We start from the raw sequence: 24,066 nt of genomic DNA, 5'->3' as shown, positions 1-24,066 counted from the left end.
TTATGCTACTATAAATGTTATTAATCAATAGCTAAATAAGTTTATACAAATTTTGAAGTATTTACATATATATTTAATTCCTATAAACTCAGCAAGTATATCATAAAGCATCTTTAAAAAATCATCAGTTATTTTAGATATATTATAGATAGCCCTGTAGCTTGTAGGTAAAGGAGAGAGCTAACAATGAATCGATTTTATGGTAATCTTTTGACTTTTGGACACTTTGTGGCGGATTTTTATCAAGGTGCATTACCTGCACTGCTTCCTTTTTTGGTTTCTGACAAGCATTTTAGTTATGCTGCTGCTGCCTTTCTAATTTTTTCAGCTAATGTGAGTTCTTCCATAATACAACCTCTATTTGGCATATGTTCAGATAAAATTTCTGTACCTTGGACATTACCTCTTGGAGTATTACTGGCAGGAATTAGTTTTGGGATGTCAGGTGTTGTGGACAATTACTGGGTTATGGCTGTATTTATAGCATTGAGTGGGGTTGGAATAGCTTCTTTTCATCCAGAAGGAGTTAAGCTTGCAAATACTTTTGCTGGAGAAAATAAAGCAACAGGTGTAAGCAGATTTGCTGCGGGAGGAAATATAGGGTTTGCTGTAAGTCCCATAATAACTACAGAAGTTTTATTGTTATTTGGTTTAAAAGGAACAATTATATTATCTCTGCCTGCTCTAATTATGTGTATAATTTTTTTGATTCAATTACCGAAATTGACAAAAAATAAAGCACAAGTCACGGTTAAAAGAGAGGTACAGGCTAAGAATACAGCAGATGAATGGAAGCCTTTTAGCCGCTTAACAGCAACACTTACCTGTAGAGCCATGATTTTTTTTGGACTTAATGCATTTTTGCCTCTCTATTGGATACATGTATTGAATCAGTCTAAAAGAGGCGGGAGTATAGCGCTGTCTACACTTATAATTGTAGGTGCGGTTGGGACTCTTATTGCAGGACGGATGGCAGATAAATTTGGGAACAGAAAAGTAATAATGACAGGTTTTCTTACACTTATACCACTTCTCTTTGTATTTATAAATGTAAGAAATGTCATTTTAGCGACTTTACTGCTAATTCCAATAGGTCTTTCTCTCTATGCACCCTATAGTCCTATGGTGGTATTGGGCCAAAAGTATTTGCCAAACCATATGGGACTGGCATCAGGTGTTACACTGGGGTTGGCAGTTACCATGGGAGGGGTAATTTCACCTGTGCTCGGATGGATATCAGATAACTATGGAATTCATACAGCTCTATCTAGTTTAACTATATTACCTATTATTGCAGTATTCTTAACCCTTACCCTTACCATACCTAAGGTGGATTTAAATAGAGATAGTGTAAATAAGGTAAAATTTAATGTAACTAGATCAGGTAATTAAATAGGTAATTATTCCTTGACTGTCTTAGTATTATTAAAATTAGAAACCTGGGATAAAAGCATTCCTGACAGCATTAAAAAACAGCCCAGATATTCTCTTAATTGTAAATGTTCATTTAAAAGTATCATACCTCCAAGGGTTGCAAAAACTGATTCCATACTGAGTATTATTGCCGCATGGGAAGGCCTGGCGTGCTTTTGACCTACTATTTGTAGGGTATAGGCTATTCCTACAGAGAATATTCCACCGTAAAGTATAGGGATAAGAGCACTATATATACTGGAAATAGCTGTTTTCTCAAAAATAAGCGATGCTATTATGCTGAGTATGGAGCAAGTTAGAGTTTGTACAAAAGATAATTTTAATGCATCTATTTTTTTGATAAAGTAATCAATAGCTAATATATGTAATGCCCAGAAAAGTGCACCTATAATTTCTAATAAATCTCCTTGGCTTATGGAAAAATTTTCTTTAATACTTAAAAAGTATAAACCAATTGCAGTCATAACTACACTGACCCAGATAGTTAAGGGTATATTTTTTTTAAAAAAAATGCTTATAATGGGTACAAATACCATATATAATCCTGTTATAAAGGCAGCTTTTCCTGCGGAAGTGTAATTTAGACCTATTTGTTGAAGGGAGGCTCCCAAAAAAAGTACACATCCAGTTATTATTCCAGCAATTATAAATGTATATTTTTTATTACAGTTGTTTATAGTTTGATTTTGAGTTTTACTAAAGTATAATAACAGGGGAATTAGAGAAATGCCTCCCAGTGCAAATCTAATTCCATTGAAAGCAAAGGGTCCTATATACTCTGCGCCCACCTTTTGGGCCACGAAAGCTAGTCCCCATATGGCTGCTGTTATTAAAAGGAGTATATTGGATTTTAATTCCTGTTTTTTCATTTACACTCACCCGCCTGATTCAAAGTATTCTATATTAAGCAATATTATGTTTTTAAACCAACATTATAATGATATCACAACAATTTCTTTAAGTACAATATACAGTATATCTTTGATTGAAATTGTTATTAATTTTATAAATATTTAAAGAGGTTATAAAAGTGGATATAAATTTAATTGAAATAAAAAAAGAAATGGATAGGATTTTTAATTTACAGGTAAATAATAAATGGAAGTTAAGAAGAAGTAGTGCCAGGGATAGAATTAAAAAATTAAAAATGCTGAAGAGCTATATAATAAATTGTATGGAAGAAATTGAAAAGGCCCTCTATGATGATTTTAAAAAGCCAGGAGAAGAAGTGCTTTTGACAGAAATTTATCCCGTTATATGGGAGATTAACCATGCCATGAAAAATTTACATAAATGGATGAAAGACAAAAAAGTAAAAACTCCTATTACATATTTTGGAGCTGTGTGCAAAATAAAATATGAATCAAAGGGTGTTTCTCTAATAATTTCTCCCTGGAATTTTCCATTTCAGCTGGCAATATCACCACTTGTCTCTGCTATTGCAGCGGGAAATTGTGTAATATTAAAACCTTCAGAGTATACACCTCTTACAGGAAACTGTATAAAAAAAATGATTTCATGTATATTTCAAGAGGATGAAGTGGCTGTATTTGAAGGAGACTATAGAATTTCTAAAATGCTTTTGGAAAAGCCTTTTGAAAATATATTTTTTACGGGAAGCCCTACTGTGGGAAAGATGATTATGGAAGCTGCCGCCAAAAATCTTGCCACTGTTACCTTGGAACTTGGAGGAAAATCTCCCGTAATAATTCATCCCTCTGCGAATTTGGATGAAGCTGCCGGAAGGATAGCCTGGGGCAAATGTCTAAATGCAGGCCAAATATGTGTAGCTCCTGATTATTTATTGATTCCACAAAATAAAGAAGAAGTATTTACTGAACTGATGGTTAAATATATTATTCAGTATTATGGTACTTTTAAAAAGGATATGGATAATTTAAAATATTCTAGAATAATTACAAAAGAACATTTTTTTAGAATAAAAGAACTTGTAGAAGAGGCTGTATATAAAGGGGCAAAGATAAGATGTGGGGGATATTTTAATGAATGTGACAATTTTATATATCCTACCATAATCACTAATGTAGATTTAAATTCTAAAATATTAGAAGAAGAAATATTTGGTCCAGTACTTCCGATTATATCCTATGAATCTATGGATGAAGCCTTAGAGTATATAAAATCTAAACCTAAACCCTTAGTTATTTACATATTTAGCAGAGATAAAAAAGCAGTGAATTATTTATTGGATAATACTGAATCTGGAGATGCAGTAATAAATGATGTAGTAGTGCATGCTGGTAATATCAATCTGCCTTTTGGGGGATTCAACAACAGTGGTATTGGAAAATCCCATGGATATTATGGCTTTATGGCATTTACCCATGAACGTTCCTATATGAAGCAAGGCAAAATTTCTTTGCTATCAATGGTATATCCTCCTTTTGGCACTAAAACCAAAAAAATTATTAGAAAGCTTATCAAATATTTTTAAAAAATAATATATAAATATTTTATGATTTTAGAAAAAAGTATACTATAAAGGAAGCATTTGCTTTACAATAGATATTAAGGCAGCTATTTTTTAAGTATATCTGATATAAGAGAGGAGATATTTTTATGAAAAGCATAAAAAATATATCTGCTATAGGGCTGGGTGCCATTGGATGTGCGTATAACAGTAAATTATATGACATGAATCCAGAAGGAATAAAGATTATAGCAGGAGGAGAAAGGGCAGATAGATATAAAAAGAATGGATTTGTAATTAATGGTAAAAAATATGATTTTACATATGTATCTCCCCAGGAAAAATGTGAACCAGCGGATTTAATTATTGTTTCAGTAAAAGCAAATGAATTGGAACAGGCTGTCATGGATATTGAGAATCATGTAGGAAAAGATACAATTATTATTTCCCTTATGAATGGAATTACCAGTGAAGAAATTATAGGAAAGCAATATGGCATGGACAAGGTGCTGTATTCACTATGTATTGCCATTGATGCTAACCGCAGGGAAAATAATATTCATTTTTCAAGCTATGGCAGTATAATTTTTGGAGAGAAAAAGAATATAACTTATAGTGAAAAGGTACAAGCTGTTGAAGAAATTTTTCGTAAGGCGGGAATTTCCTATGAAATTCCCAGGGATATGATGCATTCACTGTGGTGGAAATTTATGATAAATGTAGGCATAAATCAAGCATCAGCAGTAATTAAAGGTACCTATGGTGTATTTCAAAAGGTAAAAGAGGCCAGAGAACTTATGGAATCTGCCATGTGGGAGGTAGTAAAATTATCTGAAAAGGTGGGGGTTAATTTAGATAAAGGAGATATTGACAAATGGTATAAAGTATTAGATACTATGAATCCAAGCAGCAAAACTTCAATGTTTCAAGATATTACATATGGAAGAAAAACAGAAGTAGATATGTTTGCAGGAACTGTTTGCAAATTAGGGAAAAAATATGACATGGATACCCCTGTTAATAAAACATTTTTGAACATAATAAAGGTAGTAGAAAATAATAAAAAGTTATCTCCATAATTGATATATTATAGAAGATGTTATTGTACAAAAATTAGGAAGGCTGGTGCAAAAATGAAAAAAACTAGAATAGTTATTGTAGATGATTCTCCATTTTCGATTGCAATGCTTAGAGATATGCTTGTTGAAAATGGTTTTGAAGTTGTGGGAGAGGCAACTTCACTGGAAGAAACAATTGAAGTAGTAAGTAAACTTAAACCGGATATTGTAACTATGGATATGACTATGCCTGGAACAGATGGTATTGAATGTACCAGGGCAATTCATAATATAGATTCAAATATAAATGTTATAATAGTAAGTTCTATGATGGATGATGAAATAGTAAAAAAAGCAAGAAAAAATCATGCTTCTGGATACATTCAAAAGCCTGCAGATCCAGAAGAGCTTTCTCTATTAATAAATAGAATAATGGCAGATGAAGAGCTTTTTAAGGAACTGGAAGCTGTATATTATAAAGTATATAAAGAAGCTTTTATGGATATATTCAATAAACTGGTAAAGTCCATTCCTGAATTTGAAAAAGAGGACAAATCAAATGTAGAACATGTATCTAAAGGAGTATCTATTGTTATGGGCATTATAGGGAAATATTCAGGTAGGATGTTACTGGACATGTCTTATGATACTGCAGAAAGCTTTTCTACATTTATGTTGAAGAGAAAACCTAAAGGTTCAGAGGAAATGTTGAATATCATGGGGGAATTGTCCAATATGATAGCAGGAAATGCATCTTCTGTAATGAATAGGACCAATAAATTAATGGGGCTAAGAGTAGCACCTCCGACTATATTTTATGGAAATTCTATAAATATATCTAAAGCAGAACTAGACACTACTACTTCTTCTACAGCTAAAACAAACTTTGGGGATATTTATATAAATATAGGTTTTCAAAGGAGGCCGGGAGAATGGATGTCAGGTATATAAATCCATTTATAGATTCATTTATAGATATAATGCCTCAGCTTGGTGTAGGTAATATAAAAAAAGGCAAACTTAGTGTTAAGAATAAAACCATAGATAGTATTGGGGTATTAATCATAATTGGAATCGTAGGAGATCTCAAAGGGAATATTATATATGGAGTTACCATGGAAAGTGCAAAAAATATTGCCTCCAAAATGATGATGGGAATGCCTGTTGAAGAATTGAATGAAATGGCTCAAAGTGCTATTTCAGAGATGACCAATATGGTAACTGCAAGAGCCTGTACTTTATTTTCAGAAGAGGGTGTTAATATAGAAATATCCACACCTACTTTAATGTACGGTAAATTTAAAGCCACTGCCGCTAGTGACAAGATATTATGTGTTGAATTATTTGTAGATGATCTTCCAGTTGAAATTAACATTTCAATAGAAAAAAATAATTAACAAATTTAAAATATCCTGTTGTAAAAAATCAACAGGATATTTTAAAAAGACTATGCCTATAGAAATAATTTTGAATCTAAATAATTCTTACTACAGTGCCTACTGGAACTATATTAAATAGTTCAATTACATCTTTATTATACATTCTTATACATCCGTTGGATACATAACTGCCTATGGAATGGGGATTGTTTGTACCATGTATTCCTATACCTTTTGCACTTAATCCCATCCAGCGGGCACCATAAGGTCCACCGGGATTAATCTGTTTATTTATTATTCTAAATGTTCCTGCAGGGGTAGGAGTCCCACTTTTGCCAACAGCTACAGGATATGTTTTGTATACCTTGCCATTTTTATATAAAGTAAGTCTGCGGGCAGCCCTGTTGATTGTAATACTATATGTGACATTGGGGCTGCGAAGGAAAAAATAGTTTTCATAGGGATATAAATTCATAGGATTCTCCATAAAATAATTGTTCTAGTTTATTAATATGTAGAAATAATATTAATAGTGACTATTGATATATTCTTAATTGAATATATGGAGGAAATTTTACAAAGTTGTAAATAATATTACTGCGTGATATAATTATTTGAAATAATTATGCTATAATATATTTGCTCTTTAAAAATGAATTTTTAAATATAGTAATAATTTTAAAAGGAGAACCATAATGTCATATATTTCCAGAGCTAATATAATTAGTTACAATAACGAAAATGAACGTGTTTGTGCCAGTGCAGCACGTATATCCACTACTAGTGGAAATTCAATGGATATATTCGAGAAATCCATACATATAGATAAAGATCGTAAATTAATTAAAAATGTTATTAATTCAGGTCATAAATCAATTATTGAACATGCTGTTTTTACTATTGCTTTTTGTAATGTCTCCGCCGTTGTAGAACAATTTTTTATTGAATTTAGATTAGCGTCATTTACTGTAAAATCAAGAAGATATGTTGATTTTAGTAATATGGGCTATTATATTCCAGAATATTTAACTGAAAAAACACGGGAAATATATAAGAATTATGTGAATTATCTGTTTTCAGAGTATAATTATTTTGTTACACAAGGAATTCCTAAAGAAGATGCCCGTTTTGTACTACCATACTGTTTTTTTAGTAATTTCTATTGTACTGTGAATGCAAGAGAACTTATTCATATTTTACAGGAAATATTATTTGGTCGTGGTAAAAATATAAATGAATTAAAAAGTATTGCTCATCAGATAATAGAACAATTAAATGAAAGATTTCCAAGTGTTTCAGAAGAGATTTTTAAAGATTTTTCTTTTTGTGCTGAATATTCTCATAGACAAAAACAAAGTGAAAATTTAAAAGAACAGGGCTTACCTCAAATAGTAAATGGTTCCACTGAACTCATTCAAATGTCTACAGAAAATGCATTAAAAAGTATGATAGGTGCATATACATTAACTCATAATTTAAATATTTCTTTAACTGGCGATTATAACACTAATAGGGGAGAATATGACGTCATATTGGAAAACATTTTACGTAGTAGTCGACCTAGGGAACTTGAGCAAATTTCATGTTCTTTTATAATTCACAATTTATCATTATCTGGTATAACACATATTGTCAGGCATAGAATGCAGTCAATTATAATTCCATCATTGATGTATGTAAATTCAAATAGATATATTGTTCCTAAAACTATTTGTGGGAATGAAAGCTTATTGCTCAGATATAAAGAAGCATTTAATAAAACCAGTAAAATTAAAAAACAATTAAATAATTTGGGTTTAAATAAAGAAGAACAGATTTATCTTTGTTTAAGTGGGAATACTCTAGATGTAATGACTACAATGAATGCTAGGGAATTAATGTTATTTTTCAAACTGAGATGTTGTAATAGGGCACAATGGGAAATTAGAAATATTGCCAGAGAAATGTTAAAAACTTTAAGAAATGAAATGCCCTGTTTATTTAATAAAATGGGACCAAGTTGTGTAGTTGATAATAAATGTCCAGAAGGACGACTTACATGTGGAAGAATGGAGGAAATTATACAAGAATTTAATAGTATATTAAGTAGGGAAAAGTGATATGAATGAAAAGATGGATTAAGGATGTTATTATTTTTGGTATATTTATTGCTATGATTATAAGTACCTCCATTCAATTTTTATGTACAAATGGAATTAACAATTTAAGCGGATTATTTGGGCAACTTATATTATTGACATTAGGTTTTACAGGACTTATTAATATATTTCAATATTGCAATTTTAGGATTTTTATTCCCAATTTACTTCTTAAGGAGAAACAAAGTCAACAAAATAGAGATATAAATAACCTAATGTATGAATATTTTAAAAATGAAAGTACATTTTAAAAAAAACGTAGCAATGATAGAATAAAATATTTTATGAATCAATTAGGGTTAACAAAAGAACAGTTCGAAGATGTTCAATTTGAAATTCTTAAAATAAGACTTATGAAAGAAGGCACCCTTGAAGAAATCCAAGATAAATTAAAGGCAATTATTATTCAACCATTTGTTTTAGTAAAAAGATCTGATTATGAATCAGCAGAACTGGTGTATAATGCTGTGCGGTATTACATAAATTTTGTGGATATAATGTATAGTTCATTGAATCGTGATATTTGTAGTATGCTAGCGGCTTTTATAAAAGAAAAACTTGGTAAAAATATAAATAAAGTAGAAAAAATAGTTGTATCAGAAAATGGAAACTTTTTATTGGGATTAGGAGTTAGTGAGGAACTTAATAAAGCTTTTGTTAAAATGCTTCCTGAGCCAAGAATAATTAAAAAGCAATATTGGGAAGGTACATTTAAGTCCGATGAAAACATTATAATAGTTCATGATGTTTTAGTCACGGCAAAACAGATTATAGAAAGTATAGAACATTTCCCAAGTCCTCATAAAAACATAGGTATTTTTTGTTTAGTAAATAGGACTGATCATGAGGGGAAGAAAGAACTTAATAATAAAGGAATTGAAGTTTTTGCTATTCTTGAATTATCTGATAATGATATTGGGATGATGTTTATAAACAATAAAACTAAAGAAGGCGTGTAATTTGTTTGGGTGCAGTTTTTGTTCAGAAATAAATAATGATGATTATAATAATCTTATAGATAAAATTACTTATCCAGCTATTGGATTAAATGATAGAATAGTATATGAAACAAAAAACTGGGTTGTTATGCCAACTTTAGGTGGATTCATTAAAGGATATTTATTAATTGTCACTAAACAGCATTTTATATCTATTTCAACATGCCCTGAAGAATTATTTAGTGAATTAGAATATCTAGTCAAGGCAGTAAAAAGAGTATTTATCAATGTCTATAATTCTCCTGCTATTATGTTTGAACATGGGGCCATTTCTCAGTTTAAAAGGGGAGGATGTTGTGTAGATCATGTACACTTACATATTTTACCTTATAATGGGGATATTATTGGTGAGATTATAAAGGATGATACTAAGCATGAATTGGTAAAATCTTTTTATGATGTAAAGAATGTAGTGATAAAACATAATAATCCGTATATTTTCTATGAAGATAATTTTGGCAGAAGATATGTTTTATTTAATAAATATTTTCCTTCACAATATATTAGAAAAATAGTATGTAATAAACTTGGAATAAGTGAGCATTGGGATTGGAGAAGTAAATTTTTTTTAGAAAATATGGTAGATACAATTAAAGATGTACGAAATCTGAAGTGGGGAGTTTAGATTATTGCAATAGAAACTAAACTGATCTTGGCAAACAATTTCAGTGTTAAAGAGAATAATCTGCAAGAAAACAAAGGTAGAAATGTGTCAAATTTCTACCTTTATAAAGTTTTTGGGTAATTTAAGTTCAACTACAAATAGTCCATTTTTGTACCGAGTATATGATAAAATTAATGTTAAATCTTCTCAAGAGTTATGAAATTGTATTCAATATTATTTTCATTGTGTTTTTCATATTCAATTATATTATAATTATGTATATTAAACTTAGGGAAATATGTATCACCTTTTTTTTCTTCAGAAGCTATTTTAGTTAAATATAATTTGGTACAATAAGGAAGTAATTGGGCGTAGATTTCCCCTCCTCCTATTATAAAGTATTCTTCCTTAGAGTGTTCATATTTTATCACATCTTTAATATTGTGTACTACGAATACATTTTCGGATTTAATGTTATAGTTAGGATTTCTTGTAATAATAATATGTTTTCTATTTAATAATATGTTTGGAAGAGATTCGAATGTCTTTCGTCCCATTATAATTGTTTTACCATAGGTGATTTTTTTGAATCTTTTTAAGTCTCCAGATATGTGATATATAAGCTTATTATTATATCCTATTGCGTAATTTTCATTAAGAGCTACAATTATACTTAACATGATTACCTCCTTAATAAGAGAATCTTTAGTTTTTGATTTAACTTATCCTGCTTATCATTATTACTTATCTTTAAAAGCATTTCATAATTGAACTATAAAGTCACTATCTAGCAATCGGGAAAAGGGAATATCTACAATTAAACATATTATATCATAAATTTTTGAAAAAATTTTTGAAAAGATAAAACCAAATTGAACACTTCATGGTCTAATAAGTGAAAGTTATTACCGGTTATAACTTGATAAATTGTTTGGAGGACTATAGATGAATGTTGAGACATTAGTTAAAAATGCAAAAAGTGGTGATGAAAATGCTTTTTGTGAACTTATGAAAATTAATAAAGAGATTCTGTACAAAGCTGCTTATCTTTATACAAAAAATAAACATGATTCATTAGAAATATTAGATGAAACTGTTTATAAAGCCTATGTATCAATTAAAAAATTGAAAGAGGGTAAATATTTTAATACTTGGATTATGAGAATACTCATAAATGAATGTATAAATTATTTAAACAAGAAGAAAAGGGTCAGCCTTTTGGGTATTAATATTGCCAACATATGTAAAGGAAGCAGAGAAGATAAAAATTTAGAGGACAGGTTAGACTTATACAAAGCTATTGATAAGTTAGATGGCAAATTAAAAGTAGTAATAATACTTAGATATTTTGAAGATTTAACTGTTTCACAAATAGCAGATATACTTGAATGCCCCATTGGTACAGTAAAGACCCATATTCATAAGGCTATAAAAAGATGGAAGAGATTTTGATGAAATTATAAATGATAAAAAAAATACAGGAAAAACATATGACCAGATAGTTTTTTATAATGGCTCTAGTAAAATATTTACAGATCAAGAGGATTTTCAAAGTTCCAGAAAAAAACAAATGGTAATAGGATTTGAATCTACAGGAAGCACAAAGTTAAGTACCATTCCAAAGAGCATCAATATTAAATTTACTTACTGCTCTGATAGGGATATTATGAGTGTGAGGGATTATTATAGACATGGCTATGTTTATAGGATTTTTCATAAGTCCCCTAAAATAGTCAATGGAAACTGGTCCATAAATGTAAAAATTGATGATAAATTCATAAATGCCAAAGAAATTAAATATGTAAAGGCAGGAGAAACAAGTGAAAATTCTTCTATAATAATAGAGGGTGTAAATTTATATCCTATCAGTGCATATGGCAGTTTTTTTATACCAAATGATTGGACATTTAAAAACCCTTATCTTCAAGATGATGAAGGTAATGTGTATGGATGCAAAAGTTTTGGAGAAGGAGATAACAATGGGGGAACTAAGGAAATAACAGCAAATTTTCAAAGTCCATATTTTAAAGATATAAAAAAGCTGTATTTGGGATTTACTTATAAGAAAAATGGTGTAGATAAAAATATTAAAATAGAGTTGAAACGAAAGTAACTGAATTTGACATCTAACAACTTGTTATATATAATAAAGTTGTTAGATGTCAAAAGTACAGAGAGGAGAATGTCTTATAAATTTTGAAAGTAAACAAATTTATGCAGCAATTTTTGATATGGATGGAACTATGTTTGATACTGAAAGACTGAGAATTAATATGTTAAAGTCGTCATCTAAACTTATATATGGAGAGAGTATGACAGACAAGCTTCTTTTAGATTCATTGGGAGTCAATGCCAAAATGGCAGAAGAACTTGCAAAAAAACAATATGGAGAGAATTATCCTTATGAGGATATAAGAAAAAAAGCTGATGAATACGAAGTAAAATATATAAGACATAATGGCATACCTGTCAAAGAAGGATTATATGATGTACTGGAAAGATTGAAGAAAAGCGGGATTTTAATTGCTCTTGCAACTTCAAGCAGAAGGGCCATAGCAGAAGAATATCTTTTAAATGCAAGAGTGATGAGATTTTTTGATGTTATTGTATGTGGTAACGAGGTTACAAAAGGGAAACCTGATCCGGAAATATTTTTAAAAGCAGCAGATGAATTAAACTGTCATCCATCACATTGTCTTATATTTGAAGACTCTCAAAATGGTCTGATTGCAGCAGCAGATTCAGGAGGAATCCCTATATTTATAAAAGATATAAAGGAGCCTGAAAAACACATAAAAAATCGTGTTTTTAAAGCATATAATAGTATGGTAGAATTTCATGAAGATCTAGTTAAATTTACACCCAAAATGTCCATGCCCAAACTGAATGAACATTTTCCACAAAGCTTTGGGTATGTAAAAGCAGGAATTCACGGTTTTGGTGCAATAGGAGGAGGATATCTTACACAGATTTTTTCCCACTGGGATGGTTATACCAGGCCTAAGGAAATAATTGGAGCAACTAAAAAAGTTGTAATTAAAGAATTAATAAATTCATTAGGAAAATTTAATGTGAAGTATGAAAGCAGGGCATATTTTCAAAGTATAAGCAATGTTCATATTATTGATATGGATGATGAAACGGAAATGATAAAGATGTATACGGAGTCTCAAATCATCGGTCTTGCTATTCCAGAAACGGCAGTGAAGTCCCAGTCTGAAATTATAGCTAAAGGTCTTATTGAACGCTATAGCAAAAATAACACCAATCTTACAATACTTGTGGTTCTAAATAAAATAAAAGGAGCAAAATTTATTAGAAAAAATGTTAAAAATGCCCTTAAGAATTTAGTGGGTGAAGAAAAAGCAGAAGAAACAATATCTAGAACATATTTCTGTGAGACTGTTGTAAATAGAATGGTTTCTGCAATACCTGAAAAAACATTACTTACACAAATTCAAAAAAAATTATCAAATCTTAAAAGGACTATTTCTTATTTTCAACCGGATATTACAGGGCTCTTCAAATACTTTCAAGAGGGTGAAAGTGTTTTAATTAATCCTAAAAAAACAGTAAAAAAAATTGATGAAAAAACTCTGTTAAAGGTTGGAGATATATCAAAAAAATTATCTATTATGTCTCAATTTGATAAATATATCTCAAGATTTAATGTATCTTTATTTAGCAGCGAACCATATATTCCGTTGTATGCAAGTAATGAAAGTCCTTTACTTGAGAGATTACGGCAGGTTAAAGTTGTAGATAATATTGAAAAAATGCAGCAGATAAAAAATAGACTTTCAAATGGTCCTCATGCAATAATAGCATGGTATTCTGCTTTACTTGGTTACAAAACAATTGGACAGGGAATGGGGGATAAAAAAGTACTTTCATTGGTGAGGAGTATTATTGAAAAAGAAATTAAGCCTTCTCTTATTAAAGATAATTCCGAATTATCTGAATATATTGATGGATTTATCTCGAATTTCATTAAAAGATGTAGGAGTTCTTTTAAAGATAATTGTATTCGTGTAGGACGTGATCCTATGAGAAAATTACAGTGTGGAGAAAGAATTTTTGGAACTATCACTTTGGCACAAAAGTTTAACATACCTACTCCTATGATTGAATTTGGTGCAGCTTGTGCTATTTTTTATTCTATTTTACTTATAAATTCCAAGGATAAAGAATGTAGAAAAATCAAGGAGATATATAATAAGAATCGTTCTGTAGAGGATGTTCTTACTTATGATGGTGAGTACAATGGTGCAAGATATCATGGCTTGAATTTACAAAAAGATAAAGATTTAATTAGGAGAATAAAAATACAATTTAATAATCTTATGTTGTCTGAAGATATAATAAGTTACCATCATGTAGAAATAGATAATCAGCTAAGTCTTTAAAAATATCCTATTAAGTTATTATAACAAGGTGTGCTTTGCTGATTATTTATTTCAAAGCATTTTAACGAAAATATACCTTTATTCTCTCTCCAAAGGAAATGTCATACAGTGAGGACCTCCTCCTCCTTTTAATATTTCAACCAGATCCACTTCAATGGTTTCTAGACCAAGTACTCTTAGTTTGTGGTTTACATCCTTGTTATTGATAAAAGTTAATACTTTGTCATTTCCAAGACATTGAAGATTACAGTAATGTTTGAAAACCCCTTCCTGGGGAACATCAATCAAGGTGAATTTCCGTTTTTCCAGCATTCTTAGAAAGTTGTAGGGGAGAGCTTCTTTGCATATTACAGCTACCTTTTCTGCTACTATGTTAAAGCACATGTCAAGATGCAGATTTTGTCTTAATGCAGGTATGGAAATTAATTCATAACCTAATTCCTGTACCTGGGTTTTGATATTTTCAAATCCATGCCAATCTGTTCTTGCAATTATACCCTGAGCCATTACATAGTCATCTAAAAACCAGAAGTCCCCACCTTCAAAGGCACCTGCAGTACACCTGGCAGCGCAGGGAATGTCAAGTTCTTTCATTTTATTTTCATAAGCTGTAGTTTCGTTTTTGCGTATAGGTTCTCTCAATTTCCCCATTATATAACCTTCAGATATGCAAGCTCCAAAATCTCTGGCAAATACCTGGTAGGGTAAATTAGGATCTGGCTCCATTAAAACTACCTCTACTCCATTTTCCCTATAAGCCTGCACAATTTCTGCGTGTTCTCTCAAACAAATATCCCTATTGGATTTTTCACCTTTTTCCATCCATTTCTCTGTTATTACATTAATGGGTTCAAATTCAAAATATGTGGGAGCACACAGAAGTACTTTTTTTAAGGTATTTGTTGAATTTTTTACATAACTTTTTCTCATGGTGATTTCCCCTTTTATGATTAAATTTTATTAATAGTAATTATAAAGCTTTGTGCTGCACAAGGGTCAATATCAAATTCTAATTATTTTAGAAGATAAAAATAGCCTAATTAAAAAGTTAATTAAGCTTTTAGGTATCTATAGAGTTTTTGATTGGAACTTGAATTTCAAAACATTCTTCTTCTACAATATCTGTTACTGTAATGTCTACCTGGGCTATTTCTATAAAGTCACCATCTATAATATAATGGTTGTAATGGATAAATTGCAGCAGCTTTTTTATACTTTCTTCTCTATCCCAAGGTTTACCGCTGTTATAAATACAAGCATATTTTCCCGCTTTTATTTTCTGTATATTTTTTTTATTAATTTGGTTAGGTGATTTTGTAAATACAAAAATGTCACTGGATTTATTAAACTCACAGGATTCAATATCAGATTTTGATATAATGAACCCTAATCTATTACTGGCTAAAATGGGTGAAATTTCTTCAAGGGTATTTTCAAGATGAAGAAATCCATAGCTTAATTCTATTTCATTGTTAATAGCCTTGCCAAAAGTAATAATTTCTCTTTCAGGTATTTGTTTGATCATGATTTCTTTCATTTTGGACTCGGCAATAACATTCCTTAAAAATTCTATCTTTTCAGAAAGGGTTTCTTCCAATAACTGTAAATCTTTTATTTTTTCTTTTAACTCTTCATGTTTATTCGTAAGTATAGAAAGGGATTTGGTTACATGTCTGTTATTAAAATATTCTTTTATTTCTTTAAGACTCATGCCAAGCTGGCGCAGTTCTTTAATTGTACCTAATTTTTCATATTGCAGCACAGAGTAATATCTATAACCAGTTTTGGGGTCTACATAAGTGGGTTTAAAAAGACCTATTCTATCATAGTGCCTTAGAGTTTCAGTGGTTACGTTTCTAAGTCTTGCTAAATCTGTTATGGATATTCTATCTTTTATTAAAATCACCTCATATATAATATTAGTATATATATATTTGGTTTTCAATAAAAATTAACTGTTTAGAAAACTTTAATTGATGTAAAATAGATATATTAGTTACGAGGAGTGATTATTTATGAAAAGTTATAGAAAAGAATTATGGTTTGATATTCCAAAAAGAAGAGCCTTTATCAACATAACTCCACAAATAGAGAAGTGTTTAAAAGAAAGCGGTATAAAAGAAGGACTGCTTTTATGTAATGCCATGCATATAACGGCCAGTGTATTTATAAATGATGATGAGGGTGGACTGCATAAGGATTTTGAAAATTTTTTGGAGAAAGTTGCACCTGAAAAACCTCATGACCAGTACTATCATAATGGGTATGAAGACAATGCCGATGCCCATATAAAGCGTTCTATTATGGGACGGGAAGTAGTAGTGGCAGTAACTGAGGGAAAGCTGGATTTTGGACCCTGGGAGCAAATATTTTATGGAGAATTTGATGGAATGAGAAAAAAGAGGGCTTTAGTAAAGATAATTGGACAATAATTAATAATTAAAGGTATAAGAGTTATTTGAAAGAAAGAGAGGGCTTCATATGAGGGAAGAAGTGCTGCTTTTAGATAATGTATGCAAAACTATAAAAGGGAAACGCATTATCAATGGGATAAGCTTTTCAATAAAAGAAGGTGAGGTCTTAGGTTTCCTTGGTCCAAATGGAGCAGGTAAATCTACCACTTTGAGGATGATCGTAGGTCTTTTAAAACCTACTTCTGGAAGAATTGAAATATGTGGACATTCTATTGTGAATGATTATGTAAAAGCTATGTCAAATGTTGGATGTATAATAGAGGGACCAGATTTATACAATTACATGAGTGGCATTGATAATCTAAATATGTTGGCATCTATGAGTAAAGATGTCAGTAATGATGATATTATCAGTTCAGTAGAACTAGTAGGATTAAAAAATAGAATAAGAGATAAAGTGAGCACATATTCTCTGGGAATGAAACAGAGATTGGGGATTGCACAGGCATTAATGCATAACCCTAAGCTTCTTATTTTAGATGAACCTACCAATGGTCTTGATCCATCTGGAATAAGTGAAATGAGAAATTTAATAAAGAAAATTGCAAAAGAAGAAGGCATTTCCGTACTTGTATCCAGCCATCTTATTTCTGAAATAGAACTCATATGTGATAAAGTAACTATAATTAAGAATGGAACAATTTTAAAAAATGCAGATGTAAGTGAACTTTTAAATAATCAAGAGGTATTTTGGATACTGGATGACAATAAAAAGGGAAAAGAATTACTAAGTGAAGTATGGGCGTTGGAAAGCAAAATAGTTAAAGACAGACTTGAAGCTGCTGTGGATTCAGCTAAATTGGAAGAAATAAATTCTTATTTTTTAAAACAGGGCTTATTACTAAAATATGTAGATAAAAAGCACAAAACTCTAGAAGATTTATTTTTAAGTCTGACAAGACAAAGTGAAATAATTTAATAGTTAGGATGATTAATTTGTTAAAATTAGTGGAAAACGAAGTAGTTAAAATGCTATCTAAAAAGAAGCTTATACTTATTTCAGTCATTTTGTTAATATTGGTATCACTTTTTTGTTATGGAGAGAACTCTTCTTATAAAAATACAATACAAAGGTATACAAAAGCCTCAGGACAAGCCCAGGGTTATAATTGGAAGTCATTAGTGAATCAGCAAATATTGGATTTGCAAGATACTTTAAATAGGCCATATATAAATGATAATAGAAAAAATTCTATAAATATACAAATTGAGCAGTTGGAGTATTATTTGGAGCATAATATAAACCCCATTACCCCAAATACTGGAAAATTTACTATTGAATTTATGCAGCAGGCTGTTTATTTATTTTTACCTTTGCTTATAGTAATTTTAGCGGCAGATGTGGTATCTGGAGAATTTTCTTCAAAGACTATAAAAGTTCTATTGACCAGGGCTGTTCCTAGATGGAAAATATTATTAAGTAAGTATATTGCAGTTTTGATTTTATCTTGTATAGTTATTTTAGAGGCAGTTATTATGTGTATTTTAGTATCATCTTTTATATTTCATAGTTGGGGATGGAATGAACCTGTAGCAACTGGCTTTAGGGTTATAGCAGATAAACTGGATTCGTCAGGAGTAGTAAAGGTGTATCAGTGGCAATATGCAATTCTAATATATTCTTTAGGATGGTTCTCTTCTGTGAATATTGCAACTTTAGCCTTTATGATTTCTACATTAGTTAGAAGTACGGCAACTTCTATTGGTATAATGTTAGCTTCGCTAATTGGGGGTGAATTTCTTCAGTTGTTTTTATCTGATTGGCCTTTAGTCAAGTATTTCTTTGCCATTAATTTAGATTTACCTAAATATTTAACAGCATCTTATGAACCAATAGCGGGAATGAGCCTTTCCTTTTCTGTGGGTGTGTTATGTATATGGTCATTAATAGCTTTAGTAATTAGTTTTATTGTATTTACCAAGCAAGATGTATTAGTTTAGATATGGGAAAGGAGACAGAGTATTATGTATAAAAAGGTAAAATGGCTCACCATATTAGCTATTGCAGCAGCAAGTACTTGTATATTCAGCATAGGCTTTGCGTATTCACTTTCCATTACAAATAGTTCTGTAAATGAAAGTGATATTAAGAATAATAGTGAAAATAGTGAAAATAAAACTGAAGAAGTTATGAATCAATTGGATGCCAACTCATATAATGTGTTAGTCATGGGGGATTCTCTTGCAAAGGGAACGGGAGATGAAAATAATGAAGGTTTTGCAGGCGGTTTTGTTAAGCTCTGGAAAGCTAAAACTTCAAAACCCCTAAAACTTACTAATATTGCAGTTAATGGTGATACTTCATCTGGTCTTCTTAATGTTGTGCATAGTGAGCAGACACTGAAATATATACAGAATTCCAGTATTATATTTATTTCCATTGGAGGTAATGAGATTAAAAACTTTAAAAATGTAGATATATCCTCTGTGGATTCAAGTTTACCAGAATCGAAAGAATCATCTTCAGCACCAAATGATGCAAAGTCAGTTGAAAATCAATATTTAAATAACTTAGAAAGTATTTTTAAATTAATAAGAAGTAAAAATCAAAATTGTATTATTGTGTTTATTGGCCTGTACAATCCCTTTGGTAGTGACATAACTCCAGATAAGGTAGAATTATTAAATAATTGGAATTATAAAACTGATGAATTGGTGTCTGAAGATAATAATTCTGTATATGTGCCTACATATGACCTTTTTAAATATAATACTACAAGTTATCTTGCTCCTGATAATTTTCATCCCAATGCCGCAGGCTATGATGCCATTTCAAAGAGAATATTTGAGGTATTGAAGAATTATAAAAATTAGTCTGGTAGTAAATTTATTGGCCATAAGTAAAATCAGCTGGATTTATATATGAATCCAGCTATCATCCAAATAGAGAAGTTACGTTATTAAAATACACATTTATTTTGAATACAATTCCACTACTGCAATTTCATTTACTTCTATAGGTAATTCTTCTTTTTCAGGAAGCCTTATCAATATTCCTTGAAAATTATCAAAATTTTTCTCTATGTAGGGTAACTCAAATTTTCTTAGGTCTAAAAAATTAAAACAGAACTCTTTATTATTTCTAGATTTTTGTACTAGGGAAATTACATCACCTGCATGTACTTCATAGGAAGGTATATTGATTTTTTTGTTATTGACTAATATGTGACCATGGTTTACCATTTGTCTTGATTGTCTTATAGAATTTCCAAATCCTATTCTATACACTATATTATCAAGTCTGCATTCTAAAATTTTTAGAAGTGCAGTACCTGTTACATTTTTACTTTTTTCTGCACGTCTTATATATCTTTTGAATTGTTTTTCAAATAATCCATAATATGCTTTGATCTTTTGTTTTTCTAATAGTTGGCGGCCATACTCAGATATCTTAGAGCCGTGCCGTGAATTTACTTTTTTTACTCTGTCCATAGCTTTGGGATGTCCATAGATATTTACGCCTAATCTTCTGCATAATTTAAATTTAGGTTCTCTGCGAGTTGCCATACTAAAATAATTCCTCCTTATGTAGTTTTATAAATATATTCAATGATAACATAAACGATATTGATATTCAATATCAATAAGGATTTTTAAATATAAATTTTGGATTGACTTTATATAGCTATTATCTTATAATTGAAAATGATGTTCAATATCATTTGTGCTTTTAAATTTATTGGAGATGTTTTTGTGAAAAAAGAATTTGGAATGGATAATCTTAAAGAAAAGTTCCATGAATTTGGATACAAATATACGGATCAAAGGCAGCTTGTAATGGATGTTATAATTGGGCATAAAGATCTTCATATGAATAGTGAAGATATAAATCGAATTCTAAAACAAAAGGGATTAAATATAGGCCAATCAACTATTTATAGAACCCTCGTAATGCTGGAGAAGATGAAAATTATAAGGAAAGTGGATTTAGGGGATGGATATACAAGATATGAATTGTGTAATCATCTAGGACATAATCATTATCATTTGATCTGTTCAGATTGTGGAAAAATAATTGATGGCAGAGTTACTGACAGGGAATATTATATGCTTGATAAATTAAAAAAACAAATTTATGATATGTATGATTTTCAAGTGGAAGATTATAGTGTAGACTTTTTTGGCAAATGTAAGTCCTGTAATAAAGATCCTAGGGAGTAAAAAAGGTGTTATTCAATTATAATAGAAGGGTTTATTCCTTGGTAAAATTAGTAAATGGGTTGATATTTATATTTTATTATGATAATATTAACTAATAAATTTTTATTTCAAGGAGGAAGAAATAAATGGAATCAGACCCAGAACCTGCCGGTTTAATGCCTCAATTAGGATTGATTGCATTACTCACTCTGTTAAATGCTTTTTTTGCATCTGCAGAAATGGCAATTGTATCACTTAATAAAACTAGGATAAAGCTTTTAGCGGAACAGAGTAATAAAAAGGCACAACTATTGGAAAAGTTATTGAAGGAGCCAACTAAGTTTTTATCAACTATACAAGTGGGAATTACCCTTGCAGGATTTTTTTCAAGTGCGTCAGCAGCAACTGGTATTTCATACAGAATTGGAAATTATCTAGATAAACTTAATGTTCCTTATGGTCAAGAGATCTCATTTTTTTTAGTAACAATTATTTTATCCTATATCATGCTGGTTTTTGGAGAATTGTTTCCAAAGAGAGTGGCACTACAAAAATCAGAGGAAATTGCCATGCTTTCCATAAGACCAATTTTATTTGTATCAAAATTGGCGATACCTTTTGTTAAACTGCTTTCAATATCTACTAATCTTTTAATAAGAATTACGGGAATGAACAGTAGTAATTTGGAAGAGAAAGTTTCAATAGAAGAGATTAGGTCATTGGTAGAAATAGGACAAGAAAATGGAGTTATTAATTCCACTGAAAAAGAAATGATAAATAGTATATTTGAATTTGACGATAAATTGGCAGAAGAAGTAATGACACCTAGAACAGAAGTATACTTAATAAATATAGATAAGCCTTTGAGTGAATATATAGATGAACTGCTCCAAAAAAGGTATTCTAGGATTCCCGTATTTGAAGGAGACAGTGATAATATTATAGGTATACTTTATATGAAAGATTTTATAATTGAAGCCCATAGAGTAGGCTTTGAAAATGTAGATATAAGAAATATAATTCATCCTGCATATTTTGTACCTGAAAGAAAAAATATAGACGAGCTATTTAAGGAACTTCAAAATTATAGAAAGCATATGGCTATATTGATAGATGAATATGGAGGATTTTCAGGAATAGTAACTATAGAAGACTTAATTGAAGAAGTAATGGGAAATATAAACGATGAATACGATGAAGATGAGCCCTGTGTAAAAAAAATTGATAATAAAACATTCATGGTGAAAGGCAGTATTTCCATAGATGAATTAAATGAGAATTTGCATTTAAATCTGAATGAAGATTCTGAAGATTACGATACACTAGGAGGATTATTGATTAAAATTATAGGTCGCATACCAGAGGATGGAGAGCAGCCTGTACTTGAGTATGAAAATATTACATTTGATATAGAGGAAGTGAAAGAAAAAAGAATAGAAAGGGTTAAACTTCATATAGAAGAGTAATGAGTTTGTTAAACACAGAAAGTTTTAAATAGTTTTCTGTGTTTTTATTGATTTTAACATGAAGTTCTTCTAAGGTTCATATGGAGATAAGCATTTCTCTATAGCAAACTCCATATGAACTTCTGAAGCACTTGATTATAAGTAAACCTATTCAATACAATCTAGTGATTGTGAAATATCATAAATCAAGTCTTCTTTGTCTTCAATGCCGCAGCTGATACGGATTAATTCTGCTGGAACTCCAGCTTCCTTTAACTCTTCGTCATTCATCTGGCGGTGTGTACTTGTTGCAGGATTTAGACAACAGCTACGGGCATCTGCTACATGGGTTTCAATAGCCACAAGCTTAAGGTTTTTCATAAAGATTTCAGCTTCTTCACGTCCACCTTTTAAACCAAATGAAACAACACCACAGGAACCATTTGGTAGATATTTCTGTGCAATCTTATAGTATTTGTCACCTGGCAGACCACAGTAATTAACATAGGCAACCTTTGGATGATTTTGGAGGAATTCTGCAACAGCTTGTCCATTTTCGCAGTGACGCGGCATACGGACATGAAGGCTTTCCAGTCCTAGATTTAAGATGAATGCATGCTGTGGGGATTGAATAGAACCAAAGTCACGCATCAGTTGAGCAGTACATTTGGTAATGAAAGCTCCTTCCTTGCCAAATTTTTCAGCATAGGTAATACCATGATAACTGTCATCTGGTGTACAGAGTCCCGGGAATTTATCAGCATGAGCCATCCAATCAAAATTTCCAGAGTCTACAATGACTCCTCCCACAGCGGCACCGTGTCCATCCATGTACTTTGTAGTAGAATGGGTAACAATGTCAGCACCCCATTCAAAAGGACGACAATTAATAGGTGTTGGAAAAGTATTATCTACTATAAGTGGAACATCATGTGCATGGGCAGCCTTTGCAAATTTTTCAATATCCAGTACAGTAAGGGCGGGATTAGCAATTGTTTCACCAAAAACTGCCTTTGTATTAGTTTGGAAGGCAGCATTTAATTCCTCTTCTGTACAATCAGGAGAAACAAATGTAGTGGTAATGCCCATTTTGGACATGGTTACGGAAATTAAATTGAAAGTGCCTCCGTAAATACTGGAAGAGGCAACAATGTGATCTCCACAGTTGCAAATATTAAACAGGGCAAAAAAATTGGCAGCTTGCCCTGAAGAAGTCAACATGGCAGCAGTACCGCTTTCCATGTCGGCAATTTTTTGAGCCACATAGTCATTTGTTGGATTTTGCAGCCTACTGTAGAAATAGCCGCTGGCTTCAAGGTCAAACAATTTTCCCATATCTTCACTAGTATTATATTTAAAGGTCGTGCTTTGGATAATAGGAACTTGACGTGGTTCTCCATTGCCGGGTCTATAACCGGCCTGTACGCATTTTGTATTTATTTTATAATTTTTCATTTTAGTATGTCCTTTCTGAAAATAATAATATAATTATTATAATTTTAATATTGTGTTAATTCAAGAGAAAAATCAGGAGGCTGGTGTAGTCATTTTATTTATAT

The 24,066-nt window shown here is 30.8% G+C and carries 25 protein-coding genes; 18 read left to right on the top strand and 7 right to left on the bottom strand.

What is annotated here, in order from left to right:
- Positions 1-186 precede the first annotated feature (186 nt).
- The gene (locus tag CKL_RS10835; RefSeq protein WP_012102551.1) at positions 187-1,392 is read left to right on the top strand and encodes an MFS transporter; all 1,206 of its coding nucleotides are present in this window, start codon (positions 187-189) and stop codon (positions 1,390-1,392) included.
- Positions 1,393-1,400: 8 nt separating this feature from the next.
- Here CKL_RS10835 and CKL_RS10830 read toward each other — a convergent pair whose 3' ends face one another.
- A complete protein-coding gene (locus CKL_RS10830) occupies positions 1,401-2,303 on the bottom strand; it encodes a DMT family transporter (protein WP_012102550.1) in 903 nt (300 codons plus the stop codon).
- Positions 2,304-2,464: 161 nt separating this feature from the next.
- On the opposite strand from CKL_RS10830, the gene CKL_RS10825 reads away from it, so the two are divergent.
- From CKL_RS10825 to CKL_RS10810, 4 genes are all read left to right on the top strand, one after another.
- A complete protein-coding gene (locus tag CKL_RS10825; RefSeq protein ID WP_012102549.1) occupies positions 2,465-3,889 on the top strand; it encodes an aldehyde dehydrogenase family protein in 1,425 nt (474 codons plus the stop codon).
- 125 nt (positions 3,890-4,014) lie between these two features.
- Positions 4,015-4,944, top strand: coding sequence for a ketopantoate reductase family protein (locus CKL_RS10820; RefSeq protein ID WP_012102548.1), 930 nt, complete (start codon positions 4,015-4,017; stop codon positions 4,942-4,944).
- A 54-nt stretch (positions 4,945-4,998) separates the two neighbouring features.
- Complete coding sequence (locus CKL_RS10815) at positions 4,999-5,874, top strand: response regulator (protein ID WP_012102547.1); 876 nt, start codon at positions 4,999-5,001, stop codon at positions 5,872-5,874.
- On the top strand, positions 5,856-6,320 hold the full coding sequence (locus tag CKL_RS10810; protein WP_012102546.1) for a chemotaxis protein CheX: 465 nt from the start codon (positions 5,856-5,858) through the stop codon (positions 6,318-6,320). Before CKL_RS10815 ends, CKL_RS10810 begins: the two co-directional genes overlap by 19 nt.
- Positions 6,321-6,396: 76 nt before the next feature.
- Here the strand turns inward: CKL_RS10810 and CKL_RS10805 are convergent, their stop codons facing one another.
- Entirely contained in the window at positions 6,397-6,777 is a 381-nt protein-coding gene (locus CKL_RS10805) for a L,D-transpeptidase (RefSeq protein ID WP_012102545.1), read from the bottom strand.
- A 220-nt stretch (positions 6,778-6,997) separates the two neighbouring features.
- Between CKL_RS10805 and thyX the strand changes: the two genes are divergently transcribed.
- From thyX to CKL_RS10785, 4 genes are read left to right on the top strand one after another with little or no spacing between them, the layout of a single operon-like run.
- The gene (thyX, locus tag CKL_RS10800) at positions 6,998-8,401 is read left to right on the top strand and encodes an FAD-dependent thymidylate synthase (protein WP_012102544.1); all 1,404 of its coding nucleotides are present in this window, start codon (positions 6,998-7,000) and stop codon (positions 8,399-8,401) included.
- Between the two features lie 5 nt (positions 8,402-8,406).
- Positions 8,407-8,691: a hypothetical protein gene (locus CKL_RS10795; protein WP_012102543.1), complete on the top strand. Its 285-nt coding sequence runs from the start codon at positions 8,407-8,409 to the stop codon at positions 8,689-8,691.
- Between the two features lie 33 nt (positions 8,692-8,724).
- Positions 8,725-9,399, top strand: a complete 675-nt coding sequence (locus CKL_RS10790; RefSeq protein ID WP_012620594.1) for a hypothetical protein — start codon at positions 8,725-8,727, stop codon at positions 9,397-9,399.
- Between the two features lies 1 nt (position 9,400).
- Positions 9,401-10,063, top strand: a complete 663-nt coding sequence (locus CKL_RS10785) for an HIT family protein (RefSeq protein ID WP_012102541.1) — start codon at positions 9,401-9,403, stop codon at positions 10,061-10,063.
- A 176-nt stretch (positions 10,064-10,239) separates the two neighbouring features.
- On the opposite strand, the gene CKL_RS10780 is transcribed toward CKL_RS10785, so the two are convergent.
- Positions 10,240-10,722: a dihydrofolate reductase gene (locus CKL_RS10780; RefSeq protein WP_012102540.1), complete on the bottom strand. Its 483-nt coding sequence runs from the start codon at positions 10,720-10,722 to the stop codon at positions 10,240-10,242.
- Between the two features lie 265 nt (positions 10,723-10,987).
- On the opposite strand from CKL_RS10780, the gene CKL_RS10775 reads away from it, so the two are divergent.
- The 3 genes from CKL_RS10775 (at position 10,988) to mtlD (ending at position 14,448) form a co-directional block, all read left to right on the top strand.
- Entirely contained in the window at positions 10,988-11,494 is a 507-nt protein-coding gene (locus CKL_RS10775; protein WP_012102539.1) for a sigma-70 family RNA polymerase sigma factor, read from the top strand.
- A 118-nt stretch (positions 11,495-11,612) separates the two neighbouring features.
- Positions 11,613-12,155 (top strand): hypothetical protein, encoded by a 543-nt coding sequence (locus tag CKL_RS10770; RefSeq protein WP_012102538.1) that lies wholly within the window; start codon positions 11,613-11,615, stop codon positions 12,153-12,155.
- 46 nt (positions 12,156-12,201) lie between these two features.
- The gene (gene mtlD, locus CKL_RS10765; protein ID WP_012102537.1) at positions 12,202-14,448 is read left to right on the top strand and encodes a bifunctional mannitol-1-phosphate dehydrogenase/phosphatase; all 2,247 of its coding nucleotides are present in this window, start codon (positions 12,202-12,204) and stop codon (positions 14,446-14,448) included.
- A 78-nt stretch (positions 14,449-14,526) separates the two neighbouring features.
- On the opposite strand, the gene CKL_RS10760 is transcribed toward mtlD, so the two are convergent.
- Positions 14,527-15,378 carry a dimethylarginine dimethylaminohydrolase family protein gene (locus tag CKL_RS10760; protein ID WP_012102536.1) on the bottom strand — a complete coding sequence of 284 codons (852 nt, stop codon included), beginning with the start codon at positions 15,376-15,378 and terminating at the stop codon, positions 14,527-14,529.
- Positions 15,379-15,508: 130 nt separating this feature from the next.
- Positions 15,509-16,393, bottom strand: coding sequence for a MerR family transcriptional regulator (locus tag CKL_RS10755; RefSeq protein WP_012620593.1), 885 nt, complete (start codon positions 16,391-16,393; stop codon positions 15,509-15,511).
- 70 nt (positions 16,394-16,463) lie between these two features.
- On the opposite strand from CKL_RS10755, the gene CKL_RS10750 reads away from it, so the two are divergent.
- Genes CKL_RS10750 through CKL_RS10735 form a run of 4 tightly spaced genes read left to right on the top strand, consistent with a single transcriptional unit; the run spans position 16,464 to position 19,736 of the window.
- On the top strand, positions 16,464-16,880 hold the full coding sequence (locus CKL_RS10750) for a secondary thiamine-phosphate synthase enzyme YjbQ (RefSeq protein WP_012102534.1): 417 nt from the start codon (positions 16,464-16,466) through the stop codon (positions 16,878-16,880).
- 49 nt (positions 16,881-16,929) lie between these two features.
- Positions 16,930-17,841, top strand: coding sequence for an ABC transporter ATP-binding protein (locus CKL_RS10745; RefSeq protein WP_012102533.1), 912 nt, complete (start codon positions 16,930-16,932; stop codon positions 17,839-17,841).
- Positions 17,842-17,858: 17 nt separating this feature from the next.
- Positions 17,859-18,863 (top strand): ABC transporter permease subunit, encoded by a 1,005-nt coding sequence (locus CKL_RS10740; RefSeq protein WP_012102532.1) that lies wholly within the window; start codon positions 17,859-17,861, stop codon positions 18,861-18,863.
- 24 nt (positions 18,864-18,887) lie between these two features.
- Positions 18,888-19,736: an SGNH/GDSL hydrolase family protein gene (locus CKL_RS10735; protein WP_012102531.1), complete on the top strand. Its 849-nt coding sequence runs from the start codon at positions 18,888-18,890 to the stop codon at positions 19,734-19,736.
- Positions 19,737-19,835: 99 nt separating this feature from the next.
- Here the strand turns inward: CKL_RS10735 and rpsD are convergent, their stop codons facing one another.
- Complete coding sequence (rpsD, locus tag CKL_RS10730) at positions 19,836-20,429, bottom strand: 30S ribosomal protein S4 (RefSeq protein ID WP_012102530.1); 594 nt, start codon at positions 20,427-20,429, stop codon at positions 19,836-19,838.
- A gap of 186 nt (positions 20,430-20,615) precedes the next feature.
- Between rpsD and CKL_RS10725 the strand changes: the two genes are divergently transcribed.
- A complete protein-coding gene (locus tag CKL_RS10725) occupies positions 20,616-21,083 on the top strand; it encodes a Fur family transcriptional regulator (RefSeq protein WP_012102529.1) in 468 nt (155 codons plus the stop codon).
- Positions 21,084-21,208: 125 nt separating this feature from the next.
- On the top strand, positions 21,209-22,528 hold the full coding sequence (locus tag CKL_RS10720) for a hemolysin family protein (RefSeq protein WP_012102528.1): 1,320 nt from the start codon (positions 21,209-21,211) through the stop codon (positions 22,526-22,528).
- 147 nt (positions 22,529-22,675) lie between these two features.
- On the opposite strand, the gene CKL_RS10715 is transcribed toward CKL_RS10720, so the two are convergent.
- Positions 22,676-23,962, bottom strand: coding sequence for an O-acetylhomoserine aminocarboxypropyltransferase/cysteine synthase family protein (locus CKL_RS10715; protein WP_012102527.1), 1,287 nt, complete (start codon positions 23,960-23,962; stop codon positions 22,676-22,678).
- Between the last annotated feature and the right edge of the window lie 104 nt (positions 23,963-24,066).

The sequence above is a fragment of the Clostridium kluyveri DSM 555 genome (assembly GCF_000016505.1).
Taxonomy (GTDB): Bacteria; Bacillota; Clostridia; order Clostridiales; family Clostridiaceae; genus Clostridium_B; species Clostridium_B kluyveri.
The sequence above is the reverse complement of the archived record's forward strand: the minus strand, read 5'-3'. Positions and strand labels throughout refer to the sequence as shown.